Source organism: Gluconobacter sp. Gdi (assembly GCF_014132155.1).
Taxonomy (GTDB): Bacteria; Pseudomonadota; Alphaproteobacteria; order Acetobacterales; family Acetobacteraceae; genus Gluconobacter.
In genome coordinates this window covers 46,115-66,137 of record NZ_BLJQ01000006.1, presented here as the reverse complement: position 1 = coordinate 66,137, position 20,023 = coordinate 46,115, and the positions used below count along the sequence as shown (strand labels likewise).

The following is a 20,023-nucleotide window of genomic DNA, read 5'->3' as shown; positions in this document are numbered from 1 at the left end:
GATAATCAGACGCTTTCAGCGACCCAGTTCCGGCGTTTGGTGGCTTTGCCAATACCCGGATTGAAGCAGTTGCATGGGTCCAGACTGCGATAGTGTTCGATCATCTCTTCCGGCGCATCGTAAAGATGACCGACGTTATGCTCGGCAGGATAACGGGCGCCCCGGGCCTCCAAACCTGGCAGCATGGAGTGCTCCACGGCCATGGCGTTGTAGCCCTTTTTCACCACGTAATCCTGATGCATCACGTGGCAAAAGAAGTGGCCGTAGTAGAGTTTGACGATAATCTTGTCTTCAATCTCTTTCGGCAAAGTTTCAAACCACTCCCGGTCATTGCGCCGCAGCGCCACATCAAGGGCAACAATGTCTTCTGCCGTCTTTGAATGAACGGCACGGTAACGGATAGCTGCTCCGGCTGCGGCAAAGCGATGGAGAAAGGCCAGCTTTCCTTCTTCCGGGGTGCAGGCAAAGAAATCGCCAGACGTTTTTGAGTGCCATTCTTCAAGATACGCTTTGACGGGCGCTGCAAGCTCCGCCGATACCTTGAGCATGAGATGGTGCTCGAAACGATCCCGGAAATCACACATGCGTGCCGGGAGCTGCTTAGGAATGACCTTGCTGAACGCCTGAAGCAACAGGTCACTCAGGTGGCCTGAAATGCCGGGGATGCGCTGTACAGCAATATCGAACCGGGATTTCAGACCGAAGAACGTGGGCAGGAACCGTGTGCCCATGTAGCGAATGATGGCTGTCGTGTCCTTGCCATACACCTCGGCAATATTGAACGCGCCCCGGTGGATATATTCCCCGGCGATTGGCAGCTCGTCGAAGCTTGTGAGGATATGGCGACGCAGGTCTTCCAGATCCTGCGTGCTGTTGGTCCCGATGTAGAATACTGCTGGATTCTTATTGGCCTTGAAGGTGTCGAGGCGAACGGCAAACACAACCAGCTTCCCCGCGCATCCAGCGGCTTCATGCCAGCGGTTGGGGTCCGCATTAAAGCGTGCAGGCGTTTCAGCATCCACGTCCCGCACATGCTGGGCATAACCCGCGTCATGGCCGCGCCCTGCGTTCCAGTCGATGGCACTATCAGGAAGCTGCCCAGCCTGAACGGCAGAAAGAATCTGCTCCGGATCACCCGCAAGGCGGATCCCCAGATGGTTGACGAGATGCAATTTCCCATCTGCCCCCATCTGACCGAAGAGGGCCATTTCCGTGAAAGCAGGGCCGCGCTGCACCAGAGCGCCGCCGGAATTGTTACTCACACCACCCAGAACGGAGGCACCGATACAGGATGAGCCAATAACCGAGTGGGGCTCGCGGCCAATCTTGGCGAGCTTTTCTTCCAGATCATGCAGGGTCGAGCCAGGAAGACAGACAACCTGCCGCCCCTCACCGATCAGGTGGATGCCATCCAGCCGGTTTGTGCTGATGATAACGATCTCGCGGTCGTAGTCGTTGCCGTCTGGTGTAGAGCCACCGGTCAGGCCGGTGTTAGCGGCCTGCATGATGATGATCTTGCCACTTTCAGCACAGAGCTTGGCAACTTTCCACAGTTCAACAAGGTTTCCCGGCTGTAGAACGGCCAGCACATCGCCGAGCCCAAACCGGTATCCTTTACGGAAGCGATAAGTCGCGTTGGGCTTAGTCAGAACATGACGGCGGCCAACGACCGAACGAAGGGCATCAAGGAAAACCGTGTTCCCGCTGGAGCTGGCCGGCATGTCTGTATTCTTCCTTCAACGTTTCTGGCGTTGCTACCTTCAAAGCGCAGCCAGCGGACTCCATAGTTCCAAAATTTACGCCTGTTCAGCGACAGGCTTACAGACACACCCGCAAGAGCGCGCCGTCCATGCCTCAGATCAAGCAATGGGATCACAATTGGGCGACTATTTAATACGCCCGAAAAGACGCTCGATCTCATTACGCGTCAGTTTTAACCAGGTTGGACGGCCGTGCGAACAGGTATTGGCGCGCGGAGTACGCTCCATTTCCCGCAAAAGAGCATCCATTTCTTCCGGTTTCAGGCGTCGGCCCGCGCGAATGCTTCCATGACAGGCCATCCGGGCCAGAATGGCATCCAGACGATTGGAAAAACTATCCGTATTGCCAGCATCCAGATCCGGATCATTGGCGAGTTCGTCCGCCACATCCCGCAGAAGGCCCTGAACGTCCTTTGTGCCGAGAAGGGCGGGGACTGATCGGAGCAGCACACTCCCTGCACCAAAGGATTCGAGGTCTATCCCCAGCCTGGACAGATCTTCAGACCGTGCCAGCAGAGCCTCAGCGTCCCGTCGGGGAAGATCCACGACTTCAGGCAGCAGGAGCGCCTGAGATCGTAAAGTCCCGCTGGCATATTGCTCTCTCAGGCGCTCATGGGTCAGACGCTCATGAGCCGCATGCTGATCCACGAGAACCAGATCCCCATCAGGGGCAACGGCAATAATGTATGTGTCAAAGACCTGAGCCACCGAAGCGCCGAGCGGAAAAGAGGCGTCAAGATGCTCTGGAACAGGTTGGGGCGCACGCGCAGCCGGCGCAAAACCCGCCTCCTGCTCAGCAAAACCCGATCGATCGGGAGCGAATGGCGCTGCCTTTGGCACACTTAAGGGCAACGATGCTGCTGGCTCTGTGCGGAACTCCTTGAAAGAAGGCAGTTCAACAGGAACGTCTGGCCGCGACGGGTAGGAAATTGAAGGACGCGCTGGACGTGACCCGAAGCTGGCGTGGATTCCGCCTCCGCCACTGGACCCATGCCCGAGTGCCCGACCCAAACCGCCAATAACGAGTGCCCGGACTTCAGCTTCATCCGCAAAGCGCAGTTCTGTCTTGGCAGGATGTACGTTCACATCCAGTCGCTCCAGAGGCACCTTGAGATGAAGAGCCATCACCGGAAAACGCCCCCGTTCAATGACGGGACGATACGCCACACGGATGGCCGTCCGCAGCATGGGATCTGTAACCGGGCGGTGATTAACCATGATGAACTGGCCCGAACCGGTAGCCTTTGTTTTGGCAGGGCCACATGCAAAGCCGGACAGGCGTATATGGCCGCGCTGTTCATCAAGCGGGATCAGCGTGTCGGGTGTTGTCTCCAGAACCGTTGCCGTCCGGGCGATGGGGCTCTGTTCGGGCAGGTCAAACAGGACCTTATCGTCCAGTGTGACGCGCATGGCGCAATGCGGCGCGCTCAGAGCCAGCCGCCGCATGACCGATTCGGCATGACTATTTTCCACACGCGGGCTTTTAAGAAATTTGCGTCGCGCAGGGGTAGCGAAGAACAGATCCGTAACCACAATCCGCGTGCCCACCGGACCGGACGATGGGTGTGGCGGCGTGATGACGCCTCCGTCGACACGAATGCACCAGGCCGTGTCAGATTCGGCTGTTCGGGATGTAATGGAAAGGCGTGCGCTTGCCCCAATGGATGGCAGGGCTTCCCCACGGAAACCAAGCGTGCGGATCTGAACGAGACGTTCGTCCTGCAATTTGGATGTGCAATGGCGCTGGACAGCCATGTCCAGCTCTTCCGGCGTCATGCCGCAACCATTGTCCGTGACATCAATACGATCTGTGCCGCCAGCGCGAAGGGCGACCACAAGACGTGTGGCGCCAGCATCAATCGCGTTCTCGACAAGCTCTTTCAGAGCCGCAGCCGGGCGTTCAATCACCTCACCCGCCGCAATCAGATCAACAACATGACCTGACAGCCGACGGATAACCGGGCGTACGAGGGAAGTTTTTTCAGACAGGACGGTGACTCACAATCCTGAAGGTCGGGAGAGTGCCGTTTACAGCACGCCCAGAAAGTGGCCGCTCTTTTTCTTGACGGTCGGGGTGGCACCTGTTGCCGGGTTACGACCCAGAGCCGAGTTCTCACGAATACGGCGGTTTTCAGCGTCCCCGTCGACCACGGAGCCAGCCTGGCCGCCCTTCCAGAACATCAGGTTGTCAACAAAGCCTGCATCGGCAGCACCGAGCTCGGCATTGTTGGGAGCACCAGAGGCCTTGTCCACCTGACCAACCAGCGCGGACTGGCCGCTGCTGTTTTCGCCGCCAAAGGGGTGCAGCGCTGCATCCGGAGACAGCGTTTCAAGAGCCTGCATCCGCGGGCTCTCGTCCGGCCGGTGCGCATCGGCAGCGCCGGGAAGCTGCATCTTCTCTGAAGGCGGCATGGACAGCGGGGCACGCGTCGTGACGGTATATTCGTCCGGCATGTAGCGTTCCATGCCGAAGGCCCGCTCCAGATCGCTGCCTGAGCAACCAGACAGCATCAGGCCGAATGAAGCAATTGCACCCATCTGTACGCTGAGACGGGCAACTGGAAGACGGTTACGGCGCATTGAGGGACCCTGGGACGCAATCATGATGGGTATAGTCCTACAGTCCGCACAGCGTGGGGGCAAGCTCCCCTTGCTCACTGCGGCTGGCTGTTACGTTCAGCAAGAAGGGAGTCAATCAGCCAGACCGCCACCCCGCACACAATACCGGCATCGGCAATGTTGAAGACATACCATGACCAGCCGAAAGCGTGGGCATGGAGAAAGTCCACAACGGCACCATACCGCAGGCGGTCAATGACGTTACCGATGGCACCACCCGCGATGGCCCCGCAGGCCCCCGCGACCAGTGTCCGGCGCGTTTTTATCATGGTCCAAACCAGCAGGCCCACGGCCAGTAAAGAGACCGTGCAGAAGACCAGAGGCCCTTTACTGCCCAGACCACCAAACATTCCAAACGTCACAGCATGGTTCCAGACCATGGTGAAGTTCAGGAATGGGAGGATCTGGACAGACCCTTTCTCCGGCAGATTATAGCCGTAGAGAATCCAGTCCTTGCTGGCCTGATCCAGAACGAGGACCAGAACCAGCAGGGCAAGCCCAAGAACCAGCCGCCCCATACGGCTCATACCTTCCTGCCAAAGGGACATCAGGCACTCACCACACTGACGCAGCGACGGCACAGAGCCGGATGCTCGGCATTTTCACCCACATCCGGAAGCACCTTCCAGCAACGGGCACATTTATGACCCGGCGCACGCTCGACTTCTGGGCCACCGTGAACTGTTTCGCCCGGAAGAAGCTCGATCTCCGCGTGGGATGTGATGAGCAGCTCTGCCCAGTCAATTCCTGTAAGAGACGCTGCCTCTTCCTGTGAGATCGGAAGCGTTACACTGGCTTCCAGAGAGGCGCCGATGACGCCATCACGGCGGGCTGTTTCCAGCTCGGTCGTAACAAGGCGGCGGTAAGCGCGGATCTCGTCCCAGTTGGCGCCCAGTTCCGGGCTGTTCCACTCGGCATCAGGCTCAAAGAACTGCTCCAGATGGATGCTGCTCTCTTCACCGAAACGGGCGCTCCAGGCTTCTTCTGCGGTGAAGACCAGAACAGGTGCCAGCCAGGTGCAGAGCGCACGGTGCAGAGCATCCAGAACCGTGCGGGAGGCACGGCGCGTCAGATCAGAAGGAGCGTCGCAGTAGATAGCGTCCTTACGGATATCGAAATAGAACGCAGACAGATCCGTCGTGCAGAAACCATGCAGGGCCGGATAAACACCCACCCACTGATGCGTTTCGACGGCCGTGCTGATCAGGCCGCGCAGTTCCGAGAGGCGGTGCAGGATATACTGCTCCAGCGGCGGCATTTCAGCGTAGGGGACAGCCTCTTCTTCCGTGAAGCCGTCCAGCGCGCCCAGCAGCCAGCGCAGGGTGTTGCGCAGGCGACGGTACAGTTCGCCCTGCTGCTTCAGGATCTCGTTGCCGATGCGCAGATCTTCATTCGTGTCGGAGTTCAGCACCCACAGGCGCAGAATGTCGGCACCCAGTGAGTCCGTGACGTCTGCCGGGGCAATGACGTTCCCGAGCGACTTGGACATCTTGCGGCCCTGTTCGTCCAGTACGAAGCCGTTCGTCACAAGGGCTTTGTAGGGGGCGACACCACGTGTGCCGACGCTTTCCAGCAGGGACGACTGGAACCAGCCGCGATGCTGATCAGAGCCTTCCAGATAGACGTCTGCCGGGAAGTTCAGGCCTTCCTGCCCCAGAACGAACTGATGCGTGGAGCCGGATTCAAACCACACGTCCACAATATCGAAGACCTGTTCGTAATCCGCTGGGTCACGGTTTGGACCAAGGAAAACAGCCGGGTCTGTGTCGTACCAGACGTCCGCACCCTTTTCGTGGAAAGCCTTGACAATCCGGTCCATGACGTCTGCATCACGCAGAACTTCACCGCTTCGCTTCTCCACGAATACGGCAATCGGCACGCCCCAGGCGCGCTGACGGGAGATGCACCAGTCCGGACGCTGCTCGACCATGGAGGTCAGGCGGCGACGGGCAGCCTCAGGCACGAAGGTGACAGGATCAAGCGCCTTGAGAGCCTTCTCACGCAGCTTCGTTTCCCCATCCATCGCGATGAACCATTGAGGTGTGGCGCGGAAGATGATCGGGGCTTTGGAACGCCAGGAATGCGGATAGGAATGACGGATCTTGCTGCGGGCCATAAGGCCGGTCGCAGGTGCGTCGTCATGTTCACCGGACTGACGGGCTTCCGTCAGCAGATCGCAGACCGGGTCAGCCGCTTTGAAAACATGGATGCCTTCGAGATGCGGAACCCATGACGCATATCGACCATCATCCTGCACCAGTTCCGGCACTTCAATGCCGAACTGGCGGCAGACGATAAAGTCATCCTGACCATGAGACGGCGCCATGTGAACAAGGCCCGTACCAGCATCTGTCGTGACGAAATCACCCGGAAGCATCGGCACGTCATATTCGTAACCACGACCACGTAGCGGATGAGCGGCAATAGCACCTTCCAGCGCGCTGCCGGGCAGCGTGTAAAGAATGTGATGCGCACTGATACCGGTTTCAGCGCAGAAGGCCTCAACACGGTCTTCCGCGATCAGCAGGCGCGCGCCCTGCGGCACAACGCTGGCTTCTGTGATCTCGTCGGCACGCAGAACCACGTAGGTGATGTCCGGACCGTAAGCGAGCGCGCGGTTGGCTGGAATTGTCCACGGCGTTGTGGTCCAGATAACGGCTGAGACGCCATCAAGGGCGTCACCCGGCGTCGGGTCCTTGATGATCGGGAAGGCGACGAAGATCGTAGTGGAGTCAACGTCGTGATACTCGATCTCGGCTTCGGCCAGAGCGGTCTTCTCGACGGGGCTCCACATAACAGGGCGGAGGCCCCGATACAGACCGCCATTCAGCAGGAACTTGCCGATTTCTCCAACGATTTTGGCTTCAGAGCTATAGTCCATCGTGACGTAACGATTGGCCCACTCGGCCTGAACACCGATGCGTTTGAAGTCTTCCGCCTGCTTGCTCACCCACTCCGCGGCGTACTGGCGACACTCTGCGCGGAACTGGAGCAGGGGAACCTGATCCTTGTCCTTGCCCGCCTTGCGATACTGTTCCTCGATCCGCCATTCAATCGGCAGACCATGACAGTCCCATCCCGGCTGATAGCGGACTTCGAAACCGGACATGCGATGCGCACGGTTGATGACGTCTTTCATCACCTTGTTCAGCGCATGACCAATATGAATGTGCCCGTTGGCATACGGAGGACCGTCGTGCAGCGTGAAGACCGGGCGTCCCTTCCCTTCCTCACGGATTTTCCCATCCAGATCCATTGCTGCCCAGCGGGCAAGCGTCTCGGGCTCACGCTTCGGCAGGCCACCCCGCATGGGGAAGCCGGTGCGCGGCAGGAACACAGTATCGCGGTAGCGATCCTGCTGTTCTTTGAAGGTCGTATCGGACTTGTCGGACATGGGACGGGCCAACTTTGGTCATTCACACAAAATAAGGGGGACCATATGGAGATTGGGCGGGGATGTGGTCAAGTCTTCTAAGGGTAAACCGCGTCATGTTCTGCCAAAAACGCTGTTATTCGGGCCTTCAAGACAATTGAATGACAGGTCTGGTCATGGATTGTTTCAGTGGCAGAAGCATGATCTGTTTTGGCAGAAGATCTGTACGGGGGCATTTTCATGAAGACATTCTGGCTGGCTGCGATCCTGGCGATTGCTCCTTCTCTCGCGGTAGCACAGGCCCCTCGTTGTCCGGCACCGGCAGCTGTTCCATCCAAATCTGATCTTCCTCATCTTCTGATGACATCCCAGGACCGCGGGTTTCTGTGGAAAGCCACGAAAGATGGTCATACGTCGTGGCTGTACGGCACTGTTCATGCCTCTCGCGAAGAATGGTTGATGCCTGGGCCGCTAATACGGTCCGCCATCCTGCAAAGCCAGGCTGTTGCGCTTGAACTGAATCTGCAGGATCCCCAGACACTGGCAGCCCTTCGCAAACCCGAAGAACCGACCAACCGCGAAAGGCTGATTGCTTCCGGGCGGAAGAAAAAACTCGATGCCCTGGCAGATGAACTCTGTATTCCCACGGCAGGCTTTGCCACTACGGCAATCGGCCTTGAAGCGGCCGGGCTTAGCGCGTCAGCTGCCCGTGCGGATGGATATTATCCCGATTATGCCGTCGATCTTGTTCTTCAAGGAATGGCTGGCAGCCTGAAAAAGGAAGTTATCGCTCTCGAAGATGTTCAGACACAGCGTAACCTCCTGATCTCCCCCAAGCTGTCCGAAGAAAACGCCTTCATTGATGAAATCATCAAGCAGATCCCCTCGGGGGAAGCACGGAAGGATGAAGATCAGTTGATTGCGATGTGGGGGCGCAGCGATCTGACGCGACTGAACCAGTACAAACAGTGGTGCAAATGTGAGCGGACACCACAGGAGAAACGCCAGACGTTCCACATGATTGATGAGCGAAATGCAGCGATGGCCCAGAAAATCCTGACCCTCCATGATTCTGGAAAGTCCCTGTTCGTGGCGGTTGGGTCTTTACACATGGCGGGCCCAGAAGGACTTCCTGCGCTCCTGAAAAAGGATGGTTTCGACGTTCAGCAGATCGTACCTGCGCCTTCGGCAAAAACGTCGCTTTAAACAGCAGGCGCTTTGCCTGAACGACCTGGGAAGCTACAGTCCGGCGGCAGTATTTTCTGCATTCGGACAGGGCGGATGGTGACCCCGGCATGAAGCGCGTTTTCAGGAAAATCTTTTCCCGCCCACCCGAACGTGAGGCCGCTCCTCCGCTGCCTTCGCATATCGAGATCATCCGTGAGAAAGCCCTGAAAGGGCACCATCTGGAAATCGTCCAGTGGGGGCAGATCCTGCTGGAGAGCATTTATGTTCCCAAGGACCCTGTCGGGGCATTGGAATGGTTTACCATCGCCGCAAAGGCCGGGTTCGGGCCGGGACATAATATGCGGGGCCGGTGTTTTCAATTCGGCTGGGGATGCGAGGAAGACCTTCAGGAAGCGGCCCGGTGTTATGCAGCAGCGGCTGAAGCTGGAGACGAATGGGGCCGTTATAATCTGGGCATTCTGACCATGCGGGGCATCGGACAGCCGCAGGATCTGCCAAAGGCGCTTCATCTGTTTCGAACCGCGGCGCACAACGGCCATGCCAAATCCATGAACCTGTATGCACGTTTTCTGGAAGAAGGCTGGGTTGTGCCACAGGACCGTGCGGCAGCCTTGGACTGGTATCGGGAGTCAGCAGAAGGCGGAGATTACCGGGGGCAGCACAATTATGCGACGGCACTGGTGGATGCTGGCCAGATTGACGAAGCGCTGGACTGGTGGCGCAAGGCTGTTGTGGAGGCCACGTCTGACATTCTTCTGGCGATGAGCAAGAAGCTGGTCCATTTGGGGGACAAAAGAGATCAGAATCTGGAAAAGCGCGTTCAGGAACGCCTGAAAGAAATCGGCATCCGCTCTCAAGGAGAATAATATACCTCCCAGTGCTGTATTCCCATGTCTCCTCAGCCTAGTGCACTCTGACAAGATAAGGCTCAGAGCTCAAAAAGACGTCCTAGCGCCCGAGAAGACGACGCGCCTGTTTGGCATCCTGAACAATCTGAGCCTTGAGTTCCTCAAGCCCGGAGAAGCGCTTTTCATCCCGCAGAAGCGCAATCAGAGCAACACTCAGGGTTTTGCCGTAAAGGTCTTCCGAGAAATCAAAAAGATGGACTTCAAGGCGGCTTTCCTGTCCATCATCGATGGTCGGACGCCTGCCGATATTCGCTACTCCGGGAATGATCCGTCCATCTGGCAGCGTCACCTGAACGGCATAAACTCCGCGTGCGGGTTCGAGATGCTGACGAAGGGGGATGTTCGCTGTGGGAAAACCGAGAAGACGTCCCCGCTGATCCCCGTGGATGACCGGCCCGACGATCGACCATGGTCGGCCCAGTTCCAGCGCAGCCCGTTCAGGATACCCTTCCTGAAGCAGGCGGCGAATGCGGCTGGATGAGATAGGTCCACCTTCATCTACTAACTGCGGTACAATCGTCAGCCCGACACCCTTTGGCGTCAGAAGCGCTTCCAGATCGTCAGTGTTGCCGGTTCTGCGATGACCGAAGGCAAAATCTGCGCCACAGGCGACGTGACGGACACCCAGAGCCCCCAAGAGCACATCATGAACAAAGGATTCTGCGCTTAACCGCGAAAAATCCTTGTCGAAGGGAATCTGGAAAACATGGGCCACGCCCTGCTCTTCCAGCGCCTTGGCGCGGACATCCGGAAGCATGAGGCGACACGGCAGATTCTGAGGGCGAAACAACTCTCGCGGATGCGGATCAAACGTCACAACGGAGAGCGGATGGTCAGGACGCGCTGCACGAAGGCTGTGCAGCAGGTGCACATGTCCACGATGAACACCGTCGAAATTCCCTAGAGCGGCAACTGTGCCGCGGGCGTCCTTCGGAATATCTCGCCAATCAGTGTGCAGGGTCATGCGGGGAGACTGAACTTCTGGGTAACGTCATTCAGATCTGCCGCGTGAAGAACACCCGTGTGCGGAACTGTGTGATCCTGTGGGCGCACTAGCTGACAGACCTGAAGCCCAGCTTCCATCGCAGCGTCCAGCTCGGCTCCAATGTCGGAAAGGAAAAGGATATCTTCCGGCTTTAGACCGCAAGCTTCTGCAATTTTTGTATAGGATGCCGCATCTTTCTTCCCGCCTGTGGAAAGATCGAAGAAGCCGTCGAACAGGGACGTCAGGTCACCTTGTTCCGTATAGCCATACAGAAGCTTCTGGGATGGAATGGAGCCGGAGGAGTACACCGCGAGACGCAGGCCGCCCTCAGACCAAGCCTTCAGGGCTGGTGGAACGTCCTTGTAAAGATCTGCACAGAGCGTGCCATCTTCAAAACCCTGCCGCCAGGTGATGCCCTGAAGTGTTTTGAGGGGAGCCGCTTTCTCGTCCTTGGCCATCCAGTCCTGACAGACCTTCAACGGATCTTCTCCAGGATTGGAGATGGCAATATCTGCTCGTGCGGCCACAACCTGCGGGTTTGTGTGGTCTTCGATCAAAGCCGGAAGGGCCTTGGCCGCATAAGGGAACATGACGTCCCGAACGAAAGAGATCGGCAGGGTCGTGCCTTCGATATCAAGCAGGACGAGACAGATCATGTCAGACTTTCAGGAGAAAATGGAGACGTCTGCGGGGAAACGCTCGGCGATGTCATCGCCTGTATATTGTGCGATCCACCCGGTTGTGTCGGTGAAAACGCGCAGAGCGACCACATCCGGGGACGGGCCAGCATCAAACCAGTGCGGAATACCCTCTGGCACAGAAATCAGGTCTCCGGCCGTGCAGAGAACCGAATAGATCCGGCCGTGAATGTGCAGGACGAAAGCGCCCTGACCATGCACAAAGAACCGGACTTCATCTTCGCTGTGCGTATGCTCCGAAAGGAACTTCTTGCGCAATTCTGGCAGATTGGGCGTGGACGCATTGATGCGCACCACGTCTGCACTTCCCGCGCCCGTTTCACCCATCAGGGTGTCGAGATAGGGGCGATATGCGTCCAGAATTTCGTCCGTCGTCGCGTCTTTTGCAGGCGTGACAGGCGGCGTCCAGCGTTCGAAACGGATATTATGCGGACGCAGGGTCTCGGCGATTTCCCCGGGGGTGGTAACGTCGAGAAGGATCGTTTCGGGGCTGTCGTCCCGATAAACAGTCAGTCTGCTCATGGTTCAGCGTGCCTTCTGGAGACGGGCGAGATGGCAGGCGAGCAGGAATTCAAGCCCTTCAAGCCTTGCCAATGCTGTGAACATGTCCTTACCCCAGACATAAACGCCATGACCGCGGATCAGGTAACCCAGACGCATGTCCGACAGTTTCGGAGCAACAACTGTCGAGAGACGGGCGATATCCTGATCGTTGTGAAACAGGGGCAAGTCCAGGCTGGTGTCGTGCGTTGACTGGCCTTCGAAAACCTTCAGCACTTCATAGCCCGCGAGCGTGATCGCGTCTGTTGGTTCATCCATGGACAGGATGGTGGCCGCAACGGAATGACCGTGCAGTACAGCACCGATTGACGGATCATGTGCATAGAGCTGGGTATGCAGCAGGGTTTCAGCACTGGCCCGCTTCGTCGGGTCCAGCGGAACGCCTTCAGGGGTGATCTGGATCACGTCCTGCTCTGTCAGGAAGCCTTTGTGCCCTCCTGACCGCGTGATGGCGATGCGGCCATCTGCAAGACGTACGGACAGGTTGCCAGCTGTCGCTGGAACCCAGCCGCGCTGATCCATCCGCTGGCCTGCCCGGACGATTTGCCCGGCGGCCTCGGTCCATGCCGTATCAGACGTCGTGTTCAACATCAGACCTGCGTGCGGTGCGTGTCGCTGTTGGTGGTCGTCTGGCTATAACCGGGCGACTGATTGGGGGCCGAGATATGACCCGGCGCCTGATTGGCTTCAGGCGGCGTCATGTTCTCGTCTTCGCCCATGTTCTTCTTGAAGGACTTGATGCCCTTCGCGAAGTCTCCCATCAGGCCGCTGATTTTTCCACCGCCGCCAAACACGACGAGCAGGACGACCGCCAGGATCAGCCAGTGAACGGGGCTCATGCTGCCCATAATGTATTACTCCGAAAAGCCAAGGCTACACCTTCATGTGGCAAGGCTTGGGCGTTTGTGCAAGCGTTCGCTCAGGACGCATCATCCGGACCGGAGGCCGAAACGAAGCCATAGGTTGGATAGGCTCGGCGCCCCAGGCCGTGAATGGGTGCCCACCAGACCCGGACGAGTGTCCAGTCATGACGGGGTGAAACATCCGTGATGGGAACATTGCGATCAATGCGTCCCGGTTCCCAGTTAGCATGATCTACGAGGATCGTGTTTGAAGAAATCTGTCTGCGCACGATGGAAACGTGTCCGCTCGGTACGCGGGACGTTGCCCGGAAGACCAGAACAGAGCCCGCAATCGGGGCATGGCTTCTGGCATAATGCCCCGCAGACTGGCGCCACCATGAGGCTGCCTCTCCCCGCAACTGAAGACCTGTTCGGGAGCGGGCATAAGGTGCGCACTGGAGCGGCCCGTTGAAACTGGCACGACTGTATTCGCGGCTACCGCCACAGGCTGTGAGCGACAGCAGCAGGCAGAGTGCCAATTTTTTCATGGGCGGCTCCGGAAAGCGATGATGCGGTCTTCTGCTTCTTCAGTGTCCATTTCCAAGGCTGTCTGCACGACATCCCTGGAAAAACCATTGCGCGCAAAGATTCCCATAACGCGAACCGGATCCTCTTGCGGACGGTCCGGGCGGCAGAAGGGGCCGACGCGACGTTTGCGCGCCAGAACGAGCGCCGCCGCCAGTTCAGCCTCACGCGCCGTTTCGTCTGATCTTTCACCCAGCGATTCGTTGAGTGCTTCCTGTGTGATTGTCTGATCAACGCCCTTCGTGGCCAGATGTGCGGCGACAGCCCGGCGAGACCGTCCGGTCCGGGTCAGGTTCAGAGCGCGGGAACGGGCGAATCCGGCATCATTGACGGCTCCGAGTTCTGTCATGGCGACAATGACGTCTTCCACGGCCGGTCGAAGAGTTCTGATTGTGGCTTCGGCATCTTCTTCAGGCAGCCCGGCATGCACTGCACGCGTGCCCCAGCGCCGAAGACGACGTTCCAGCGTCTGGCGCAAGCTATGCTCGGTTGTGGCAAAGCGAGCCACGTGCGCCAGTGCCATTTCGCGTAGTGCCTTGAAATCGGGAGCTGTTGGTATGTCCTCCATAGCAAAAGAGTATGCTGCGAAGAGGGCATTTACGGCAAGATCGGATAGGGTCATCATTCAAGCCATGAGCGACTCTCTTTCAGCCCGTCTTGAGGCGGCTGTCTCCGCCCTTCCTGTCCGCTATCCCGGCCCCGGCGGGGCTGTGGCTGTTGTGAAAGATGGCGAGGTTCTCGTCCGTCACACATGGGGCTATGCCAATGCAGAGCGGCGCCTGCCGTTCACCCCGTCTTCCCTGTTCCGCATGTGCTCCATCACGAAGCAGTTCACCTGCGGCGTATTGCTGGATCTTTTCCAGGACCCGGCGGAACTTGACGGAGATGTGGACGACCGGTTGCCACAACTGGATGAGCCAGCGCCAGGGGCGCTTCATCTTGCGCACAACCAATCCGGCCTGCGTGACTACTGGGCCGTGGCAATGCTGCATGGCGCACCAGTCGAGGGGTTTTTCGGAGATCGGGAAGGACGTCGCGTTATTGACGGCACGCGCACGCTCCAGTTTCAGCCCGGTACGTCTTACTCCTATGTGAACCAGAACTTCCGCCTGCTGTCTGACATTCTGGAAGACAGAACAGGGCGGAATTTCGCTGAACTGCTTCAGACGTCCATTTTCAATCCCGTGGGTATGGAACGGGCCATTCTGGCAGCCGAAACACGCGCCATGCCGGACGGGACTGTTGGGTATGAAGGAACCGTGGAGAGCGGCTTCCGCCCGGCTGTCAATAACATCTGGTGGACCGGGGATGCAGGTCTGGGCGCTTCGCTGGATGACATGATTGCCTGGGAGCGTTTCATTGATGCGACGCGCGATGATCCTGACGGGCTTTACAACCGTCTGACAACGCCGGTGACCTTCCGCGATGGTGAAGCAGCGCCTTACGGATTTGGGCTGCAACGCACATCACTTTTCGGACGTGATGTGACGATGCATGGTGGCGCGCTAAGGGGCTGGCGGTCCCACAGGCTGCACGTCGCGTCTGAGCGCCTGTCTGTCGTTGTGATGTTCAACCATATGTCACCTGCACAGGTTGCAGCGGGCCAGATGCTGGCAGCAGCACTGGGTGTTCCCTATGAGCCGGATCGGGCGACACAGCCGCCTCATGAATTGTACGGCACCTTCATTGAGCGAGAGACCGGGCTATCCGCGCGAATCGAGCCTGCTCCCGGCGGAGCCAAGCTTCGATATCTGATGGTGCCGGAAATGCTGGAGGGGGTTTCCGCCTCACGAGCTGAAACACCAAACGTCCAGATCGTTCGTCAGGGAGACGAAATCCGGATGGAGCGGCCGGGTGAAAATCGCGTGGGCATTCTCACCGCCTGTGAGGAAACTGCCGGTGAAGACATAGAAGCACTTGAAGGCGTTTATCGCTGTGAAGAGCTGGATGAGGCAGAAGTCACCATCGAACTGGCAGGTGGCGTGGTCTATGGCGGTTTCTCAGGCTTTCTGGGCAATGGCCGGATGGAACCGCTTCAGAGACTGGCACGGGACGTCTGGGTTTTGCCATGCCCTCGGGCGCTCGATCATACGGCGCCGGGCGACTGGACGCTGCTGTTCGAGCGGGATTCTTCAGGCGTCAACACCGTGAAGGTCGGATGCTGGCTGGCGCGGGATCTGGTTTACAGGCGCGCCTGACAACCGTTCTTTGCCCGCAAGGGGTTTGACGGATCGTATTTCTGCCGCACAGTATGTGTCTGCGGAATCTTTGGCCCTGCCCCGGGCGACCGGGGCAGGGTTTTCCGATTCTGCAGCTTTCATTCACCCTGATCCAGGATCGACGATCATCATGATCTCCTCCCTCATGCCCAATTACAAACGTGCCGACCTTGCTTTCGAGCAGGGCGAAGGCGTCTGGCTGACGGCATCGGACGGGCGACGATATCTGGATTTCGGGGCTGGCATTGCCGTCTCTTCGCTGGGCCACGGCCACCCGAAGCTGGTGAAGACCATTGCGGATCAGGCCGCGAAGGTCATGCACGTCTCGAACCTTTACCGTATTCCGCAGGCTGAAAAGCTGGCGGATCTTCTGGTGAAGAACTCATTCGCGGACTCTGTGCTGTTCTGCAACTCGGGCGCTGAAGCAAACGAGGGCATGGTGAAGATGATCCGTCGGGCGCAGTTCGAGAACGGCCATCCCGAGCGTACGCGCATTCTTTGCTTTGACGGCGCCTTTCACGGTCGGACATTGGCCATGATTTCTGCGACCGGAAATCCTGCCTACCAAAAGGGGTTTGGGCCTGTTGTTGAAGGGTTCGATCATGCGCCGTTCAACAATACCAATACCCTGCGCGCGGCTATTACGCCGGAAACTGCCGGTATTATCGTGGAGCCCATCCAGGGTGAAAGCGGCATCAAGCCAGCGTCCGAAGTCTTCATGAAGGCCTTACGCGCAGTCTGTGACGAGCACGGCATCTATCTTGGCTTCGACGAAGTCCAGACCGGTGTTGGTCGGACAGGAAAGCTGTTTGCGCATGAGTGGTATGGCATCAAGCCGGACGTCATTTCCATTGCCAAGGGCATTGGTGGCGGCTTCCCGCTCGGGGCTGTTCTGGCAACCGAAGAGCTGGCCAAACATCTGACACCTGGCTCGCACGGGACGACATTTGGCGGCAATCCCTTGGCTTGTGCGGCAGGAACGACAGTTCTGGAAGAAGTTCTCAGCCCCGGCTTTCTGGAGCATATCTGCACGGTTGGAGAGGCCTTCGAAGGCATGTTGCGAGATGTCGTAAAGCGTTCACCGGGCGTTTTTGACGATGTCCGCGGCATGGGTCTGATGCGTGGTCTGCACTGCGTGCCACCTGTTGGAGACGTGATGCCGCTCGTCACGGCCGCCGGGCTTCTGACCGTTGGTGCGGGCGATAATGTGCTGCGTCTGGTGCCTCCGTTGATTGTGACGGAAGAAGACTGTCAGGTCGCCTGCAAGAAATTGATCGAAGCGGCCGAAGCCTACTCAGCCGCCCATAAGAAAGAACAGGAGAAAGTGTCGTGAGTTTGGCAATTGCCCCCCGGACAGCAGGAACGGAACAGCAGATGCCACGGCATTTTCTTGATATTCGCGATTTCAGCGGCGAAGTCATCCGACAGATCATTGATCTGTCGGCCCGGATCAAAGCGCTGCAGAACAATCGCGAGACCCCACTGCATCCGCAGCGTCCTCTTGAAGGACGCACTCTGGGACTAATGCTGGCACAGCCCTCCACCCGCACACGTGTTTCATTCGAAGTGGGTATGGGGCAGTTGGGCGGCCAGGTGTCCGTCCTTTCACCGGGAGACATGCAGCTTGGCCGTGGGGAAACTATTGCGGATACGGCCCGCGTTCTGTCGCGCTTTCTGGATGTGATTGTTCTGCGAACCGGTAAGGACGAGAACCTGCGTGAGCTGGCAAAATGGAGTACGGTTCCGGTCATCAACGGTCTGACGCCGGTCTCTCATCCCATCCAGATTCTGGCAGACGTACTGACGTTTGAAGAGCATCGTGGCCCGATTGCGGGAAAAACGCTTGCGTGGATTGGGGACGGCAACAACGTAGCCACTTCCCTGATGGAAGCGGCAGCTCTGCTCAAATTCAATGTTCGTCTGGCAACGCCAGAGGGGTTCGCGCCCAGTGAGCGTGCTGTTGCCTGGGCACGCCAGAATGGTGCCTCCATCGAGGTCTTCCAGAACCCTGCCGAGGCTGTCGTGGGCGCAGATGCTGTTCTGACAGACACGTGGGTCAGCATGGGGGACAAGGATCGCGATCAGCGCCTTGCTGCCTTCCGTCCTTATCAGGTGGATGCGGCCCTTATGGCAAAAGCTGCACCAGATGCCCTGTTCCTTCACTGCCTGCCTGCCCATATCGGGGAGGAAGTGACTGCCGAGGTGTTCGAAAGCCCGGCGTCTGTTGTTTTTGACGAGGCGGAAAACCGCCTTCATACGCAAAAGGGCCTGCTTCTCTGGGCTCTTGGAAGAGAGAACGGGTGATCGATACACCGCCATTCCTTGACAGGGGACGCCCCAACGTCCCGAACATGGTCGTTTCAGGAGGGATTGTGCCATTTCATCTGGCACAGTCGCCCGTCCGGGGACGACTGGTTCGGCTAGGAGCGCTGGCAGACGCCATCCTGTCGCGGCATGACCTTCCGGATCCTGTCCTGATAATGGGTGGTCAGGCCCTAGCTCTGGTTGCAGGCATGGCGTCTGCGCTAAAATTCAAAGGGTCTTTCTCCCTTCAGATCAAGGGAGACGGTCCGGTATCCTTGCTGCTGGCAGATGCCACGGACACAGGCGACCTGCGTTTTACAGCCCGGCTTGCGGAAGAGGCTGATCCAGCAGCGCTGCCAGTGTCCCCCAAAGAGTTGCTTGGTAACGGCTACCTCGCTTTCACGATCGACCAGGGGGCGGATATGGACCGCCATCAGGGCATCGTGGAGCTAACGGGAGAAACCCTCTCTGAGATGGCCGTCCACTATTTCCAGACCAGCGAGCAGCATGACTGCTGGATCCGTCTGTTCTGCCTCAAGACGGTTGACGGCTGGCGGGCCAGTGCCCTTGTGCTGGAACGGATTGCCGATGAAGGCGGCATCGAGAATGCCGCTCAGGCTGAGGACGCCTGGGAAACGGCCTGCACGTTTGCCGAAACATTGCAGGACCGGGAGATGTTTGACGAAACACTCGAAAGTGGCGATTTGATCCATCGCCTTTTCGGGACGTTAGACGTTCAGATCGCTACACCACGCGCTCTGGCTTACGGCTGCCGCTGCTCCCGGGCACGATTGGCCTCAGTGCTGGAGCGTTTTGGCGAGGACGACCTGGATCACATGGTGGAAAACGGCGCTATCACGATGAACTGTGAGTTCTGTAACGTCGGCTTCCGTTTCACCCGTGATGAGCTTGGAGAAAAACCTGCATGACGCTTCCACTGCTCGACGGAATCAGGATCGACGACCTTCCCGTCGAACAGCTTTATCCAGGCTGGGTAGCCTTGGAGCGCCATCCTGTTATTGGCCAGTTCGAGGTCATTCTCTTTCAGGATGAAGACAGCGGACGACAGGCCTGCTGGTGGATTGAGGATGGAGCGTACAAGGGCAGTCATGTCATGGCGCTTCACCCGGATGTGCAAGACCGCCTTCTGACTGGCATGGACCCGGTATTCTGGCCACTGGCAGAAGGGGTGCTTGGCGGTGACATCCGGGACGATGCTGTCTCTTTCAGGACTGACCTTCCTTCGACAGCTTTTCGGGAGCTGTCGGGTCTCTGGCTGGGACGACATGCCCCCCATGCCATTTTCATTGCTGCAGGCCATGCCGATAGCGGAGAAGCCCTGACCTGTCCCGATGGGAAGCCTGTGGCAGAAGGGCGTATGAAAGCGCTACTCTCGGCCCGAAGAGGCACAGACGTTCTGGTTGTCTCCTCTCCTTTCTCTGCAATGCCTGTCCGGGCGCAGATTGAGATGAAGCTGGGAGGCGCGACAGCCTATCGCTTCCACGACGCACTGGAAAACTCGGTTTTCTATCTTGTGTGGGACGAAGCGGCACCTGAAAATCGTCCGTCGTTCTACTATCCCAGCGGCCCACTCCTGATTAGCGATAATCCGTCAGGGCCACTGATTCCGGGCTGGATTTTGGAGTGGTTTGCACGACATTCCGAACACGCCGATCTCATCAGAGCTGCGCGTCCTTTCCTTCCGGAAGATTTTGGTGTCGGTCAGGCGTCTTCGCTACGGACGCCCCGCGTTCCTCAGGCGGCTCCGGCTGCGGCGGTTGTGAAACCGACTGATCCTGAGCCAGAAAAGCCTCCTGATAACAGTCCGGAAGTGACGGAAATTCGGGAATCAGAGCCTGTTCAACGTCGGTCTTTTTTGCCGGAGCTTCCGTTGGAGCCGCCTCCGGTATTACAGTCACCGCACAAGAAGGGGCTGTTCGGGCGTTTCAAGAGCCTATTGGGCCGCGACGACCAATAAGAT

The 20,023-nt window shown here is 58.2% G+C and carries 19 protein-coding genes; 7 read left to right on the top strand and 12 right to left on the bottom strand.

Going from position 1 to position 20,023, the window contains the following annotated elements; translation table 11 throughout:
* Nucleotides 1-5 precede the first annotated feature (5 nt).
* The 5 genes from dld to ileS form a co-directional block, all read right to left on the bottom strand.
* Nucleotides 6-1,721 carry a D-lactate dehydrogenase gene (gene dld / locus JN414_RS11905; RefSeq protein WP_202208076.1) on the bottom strand — a complete coding sequence of 572 codons (1,716 nt, stop codon included), beginning with the start codon at nucleotides 1,719-1,721 and terminating at the stop codon, nucleotides 6-8.
* Between the two features lie 165 nt (nucleotides 1,722-1,886).
* On the bottom strand, nucleotides 1,887-3,749 hold the full coding sequence (gene mutL, locus JN414_RS11900; protein WP_202208124.1) for a DNA mismatch repair endonuclease MutL: 1,863 nt from the start codon (nucleotides 3,747-3,749) through the stop codon (nucleotides 1,887-1,889).
* A gap of 39 nt (nucleotides 3,750-3,788) precedes the next feature.
* Nucleotides 3,789-4,364: a DUF3035 domain-containing protein gene (locus JN414_RS11895; protein WP_202208075.1), complete on the bottom strand. Its 576-nt coding sequence runs from the start codon at nucleotides 4,362-4,364 to the stop codon at nucleotides 3,789-3,791.
* Nucleotides 4,365-4,414: 50 nt separating this feature from the next.
* On the bottom strand, nucleotides 4,415-4,927 hold the full coding sequence (lspA, locus tag JN414_RS11890) for a signal peptidase II (RefSeq protein WP_202208074.1): 513 nt from the start codon (nucleotides 4,925-4,927) through the stop codon (nucleotides 4,415-4,417).
* Entirely contained in the window at nucleotides 4,927-7,773 is a 2,847-nt protein-coding gene (gene ileS, locus JN414_RS11885) for an isoleucine--tRNA ligase (RefSeq protein WP_202208073.1), read from the bottom strand. Before ileS ends, lspA begins: the two co-directional genes overlap by 1 nt.
* A 219-nt stretch (nucleotides 7,774-7,992) precedes the next feature.
* On the opposite strand from ileS, the gene JN414_RS11880 reads away from it, so the two are divergent.
* Both JN414_RS11880 and JN414_RS11875 read left to right on the top strand, forming a co-directional pair.
* Nucleotides 7,993-8,958: a TraB/GumN family protein gene (locus JN414_RS11880; protein WP_202208072.1), complete on the top strand. Its 966-nt coding sequence runs from the start codon at nucleotides 7,993-7,995 to the stop codon at nucleotides 8,956-8,958.
* Between the two features lie 89 nt (nucleotides 8,959-9,047).
* On the top strand, nucleotides 9,048-9,806 hold the full coding sequence (locus JN414_RS11875) for a tetratricopeptide repeat protein (protein ID WP_202208071.1): 759 nt from the start codon (nucleotides 9,048-9,050) through the stop codon (nucleotides 9,804-9,806).
* Nucleotides 9,807-9,888: 82 nt separating this feature from the next.
* On the opposite strand, the gene JN414_RS11870 is transcribed toward JN414_RS11875, so the two are convergent.
* The 7 genes from JN414_RS11870 to JN414_RS11840 all read right to left on the bottom strand — a co-directional run bounded on the left by JN414_RS11870 (nucleotide 9,889) and on the right by JN414_RS11840 (nucleotide 14,087).
* A complete protein-coding gene (locus JN414_RS11870; protein ID WP_202208070.1) occupies nucleotides 9,889-10,812 on the bottom strand; it encodes a bifunctional riboflavin kinase/FAD synthetase in 924 nt (307 codons plus the stop codon).
* Nucleotides 10,809-11,489: an acireductone synthase gene (mtnC, locus tag JN414_RS11865; protein ID WP_202208069.1), complete on the bottom strand. Its 681-nt coding sequence runs from the start codon at nucleotides 11,487-11,489 to the stop codon at nucleotides 10,809-10,811. The genes JN414_RS11870 and mtnC overlap by 4 nt, the downstream gene beginning before the upstream one ends.
* Nucleotides 11,490-11,498: 9 nt before the next feature.
* Nucleotides 11,499-12,053, bottom strand: a complete 555-nt coding sequence (locus JN414_RS11860; protein ID WP_202208068.1) for an acireductone dioxygenase — start codon at nucleotides 12,051-12,053, stop codon at nucleotides 11,499-11,501.
* Nucleotides 12,054-12,056: 3 nt separating this feature from the next.
* Entirely contained in the window at nucleotides 12,057-12,683 is a 627-nt protein-coding gene (locus tag JN414_RS11855; protein WP_064274250.1) for a methylthioribulose 1-phosphate dehydratase, read from the bottom strand.
* Entirely contained in the window at nucleotides 12,683-12,940 is a 258-nt protein-coding gene (locus JN414_RS11850; RefSeq protein WP_046900273.1) for a twin-arginine translocase TatA/TatE family subunit, read from the bottom strand. The genes JN414_RS11855 and JN414_RS11850 overlap by 1 nt, the downstream gene beginning before the upstream one ends.
* Nucleotides 12,941-13,011: 71 nt before the next feature.
* Complete coding sequence (locus JN414_RS11845) at nucleotides 13,012-13,482, bottom strand: CHAP domain-containing protein (RefSeq protein WP_202208067.1); 471 nt, start codon at nucleotides 13,480-13,482, stop codon at nucleotides 13,012-13,014.
* Nucleotides 13,479-14,087 carry a regulatory protein RecX gene (locus JN414_RS11840; RefSeq protein WP_202208123.1) on the bottom strand — a complete coding sequence of 203 codons (609 nt, stop codon included), beginning with the start codon at nucleotides 14,085-14,087 and terminating at the stop codon, nucleotides 13,479-13,481. Before JN414_RS11840 ends, JN414_RS11845 begins: the two co-directional genes overlap by 4 nt.
* Nucleotides 14,088-14,151: 64 nt before the next feature.
* Here JN414_RS11840 and JN414_RS11835 point away from each other — a divergent pair, with 64 nt between their 5' ends.
* From JN414_RS11835 to JN414_RS11815, 5 genes are all read left to right on the top strand, one after another.
* On the top strand, nucleotides 14,152-15,717 hold the full coding sequence (locus JN414_RS11835; RefSeq protein ID WP_202208066.1) for a D-aminopeptidase: 1,566 nt from the start codon (nucleotides 14,152-14,154) through the stop codon (nucleotides 15,715-15,717).
* Nucleotides 15,718-15,868: 151 nt separating this feature from the next.
* A complete protein-coding gene (locus JN414_RS11830; RefSeq protein WP_202208065.1) occupies nucleotides 15,869-17,071 on the top strand; it encodes an aspartate aminotransferase family protein in 1,203 nt (400 codons plus the stop codon).
* 41 nt (nucleotides 17,072-17,112) lie between these two features.
* Nucleotides 17,113-18,042 (top strand): ornithine carbamoyltransferase, encoded by a 930-nt coding sequence (argF, locus tag JN414_RS11825; RefSeq protein ID WP_202208122.1) that lies wholly within the window; start codon nucleotides 17,113-17,115, stop codon nucleotides 18,040-18,042.
* A 47-nt stretch (nucleotides 18,043-18,089) separates the two neighbouring features.
* Nucleotides 18,090-18,971: an Hsp33 family molecular chaperone HslO gene (locus JN414_RS11820; protein WP_202208121.1), complete on the top strand. Its 882-nt coding sequence runs from the start codon at nucleotides 18,090-18,092 to the stop codon at nucleotides 18,969-18,971.
* On the top strand, nucleotides 18,968-20,020 hold the full coding sequence (locus tag JN414_RS11815; RefSeq protein ID WP_202208064.1) for a hypothetical protein: 1,053 nt from the start codon (nucleotides 18,968-18,970) through the stop codon (nucleotides 20,018-20,020). The genes JN414_RS11820 and JN414_RS11815 overlap by 4 nt, the downstream gene beginning before the upstream one ends.
* Nucleotides 20,021-20,023: the final 3 nt, after the last annotated feature.

What these genes read in the sequence shown, in the direction of transcription:
- dld (WP_202208076.1), bottom strand. Translation starts at nt 1,721, where the DNA reads ATGCCGGCCAGCTCCAGCGGGAACACGGTTTTCCTTGATGCCCTTCGT.
- JN414_RS11895 (WP_202208075.1), bottom strand. Translation starts at nt 4,364, where the DNA reads ATGATTGCGTCCCAGGGTCCCTCAATGCGCCGTAACCGTCTTCCAGTT.
- lspA (WP_202208074.1), bottom strand. Translation starts at nt 4,927, where the DNA reads ATGTCCCTTTGGCAGGAAGGTATGAGCCGTATGGGGCGGCTGGTTCTT.
- ileS (WP_202208073.1), bottom strand. Translation starts at nt 7,773, where the DNA reads ATGTCCGACAAGTCCGATACGACCTTCAAAGAACAGCAGGATCGCTAC.
- JN414_RS11880 (WP_202208072.1), top strand. Translation starts at nt 7,993, where the DNA reads ATGAAGACATTCTGGCTGGCTGCGATCCTGGCGATTGCTCCTTCTCTC.
- JN414_RS11875 (WP_202208071.1), top strand. Translation starts at nt 9,048, where the DNA reads ATGAAGCGCGTTTTCAGGAAAATCTTTTCCCGCCCACCCGAACGTGAG.
- JN414_RS11870 (WP_202208070.1), bottom strand. Translation starts at nt 10,812, where the DNA reads ATGACCCTGCACACTGATTGGCGAGATATTCCGAAGGACGCCCGCGGC.
- mtnC (WP_202208069.1), bottom strand. Translation starts at nt 11,489, where the DNA reads ATGATCTGTCTCGTCCTGCTTGATATCGAAGGCACGACCCTGCCGATC.
- JN414_RS11860 (WP_202208068.1), bottom strand. Translation starts at nt 12,053, where the DNA reads ATGAGCAGACTGACTGTTTATCGGGACGACAGCCCCGAAACGATCCTT.
- JN414_RS11855 (WP_064274250.1), bottom strand. Translation starts at nt 12,683, where the DNA reads ATGTTGAACACGACGTCTGATACGGCATGGACCGAGGCCGCCGGGCAA.
- JN414_RS11850 (WP_046900273.1), bottom strand. Translation starts at nt 12,940, where the DNA reads ATGGGCAGCATGAGCCCCGTTCACTGGCTGATCCTGGCGGTCGTCCTG.
- JN414_RS11845 (WP_202208067.1), bottom strand. Translation starts at nt 13,482, where the DNA reads ATGAAAAAATTGGCACTCTGCCTGCTGCTGTCGCTCACAGCCTGTGGC.
- JN414_RS11840 (WP_202208123.1), bottom strand. Translation starts at nt 14,087, where the DNA reads ATGGAGGACATACCAACAGCTCCCGATTTCAAGGCACTACGCGAAATG.
- JN414_RS11835 (WP_202208066.1), top strand. Translation starts at nt 14,152, where the DNA reads ATGAGCGACTCTCTTTCAGCCCGTCTTGAGGCGGCTGTCTCCGCCCTT.
- JN414_RS11830 (WP_202208065.1), top strand. Translation starts at nt 15,869, where the DNA reads ATGATCTCCTCCCTCATGCCCAATTACAAACGTGCCGACCTTGCTTTC.
- argF (WP_202208122.1), top strand. Translation starts at nt 17,113, where the DNA reads ATGCCACGGCATTTTCTTGATATTCGCGATTTCAGCGGCGAAGTCATC.
- JN414_RS11820 (WP_202208121.1), top strand. Translation starts at nt 18,090, where the DNA reads ATGGTCGTTTCAGGAGGGATTGTGCCATTTCATCTGGCACAGTCGCCC.
- JN414_RS11815 (WP_202208064.1), top strand. Translation starts at nt 18,968, where the DNA reads ATGACGCTTCCACTGCTCGACGGAATCAGGATCGACGACCTTCCCGTC.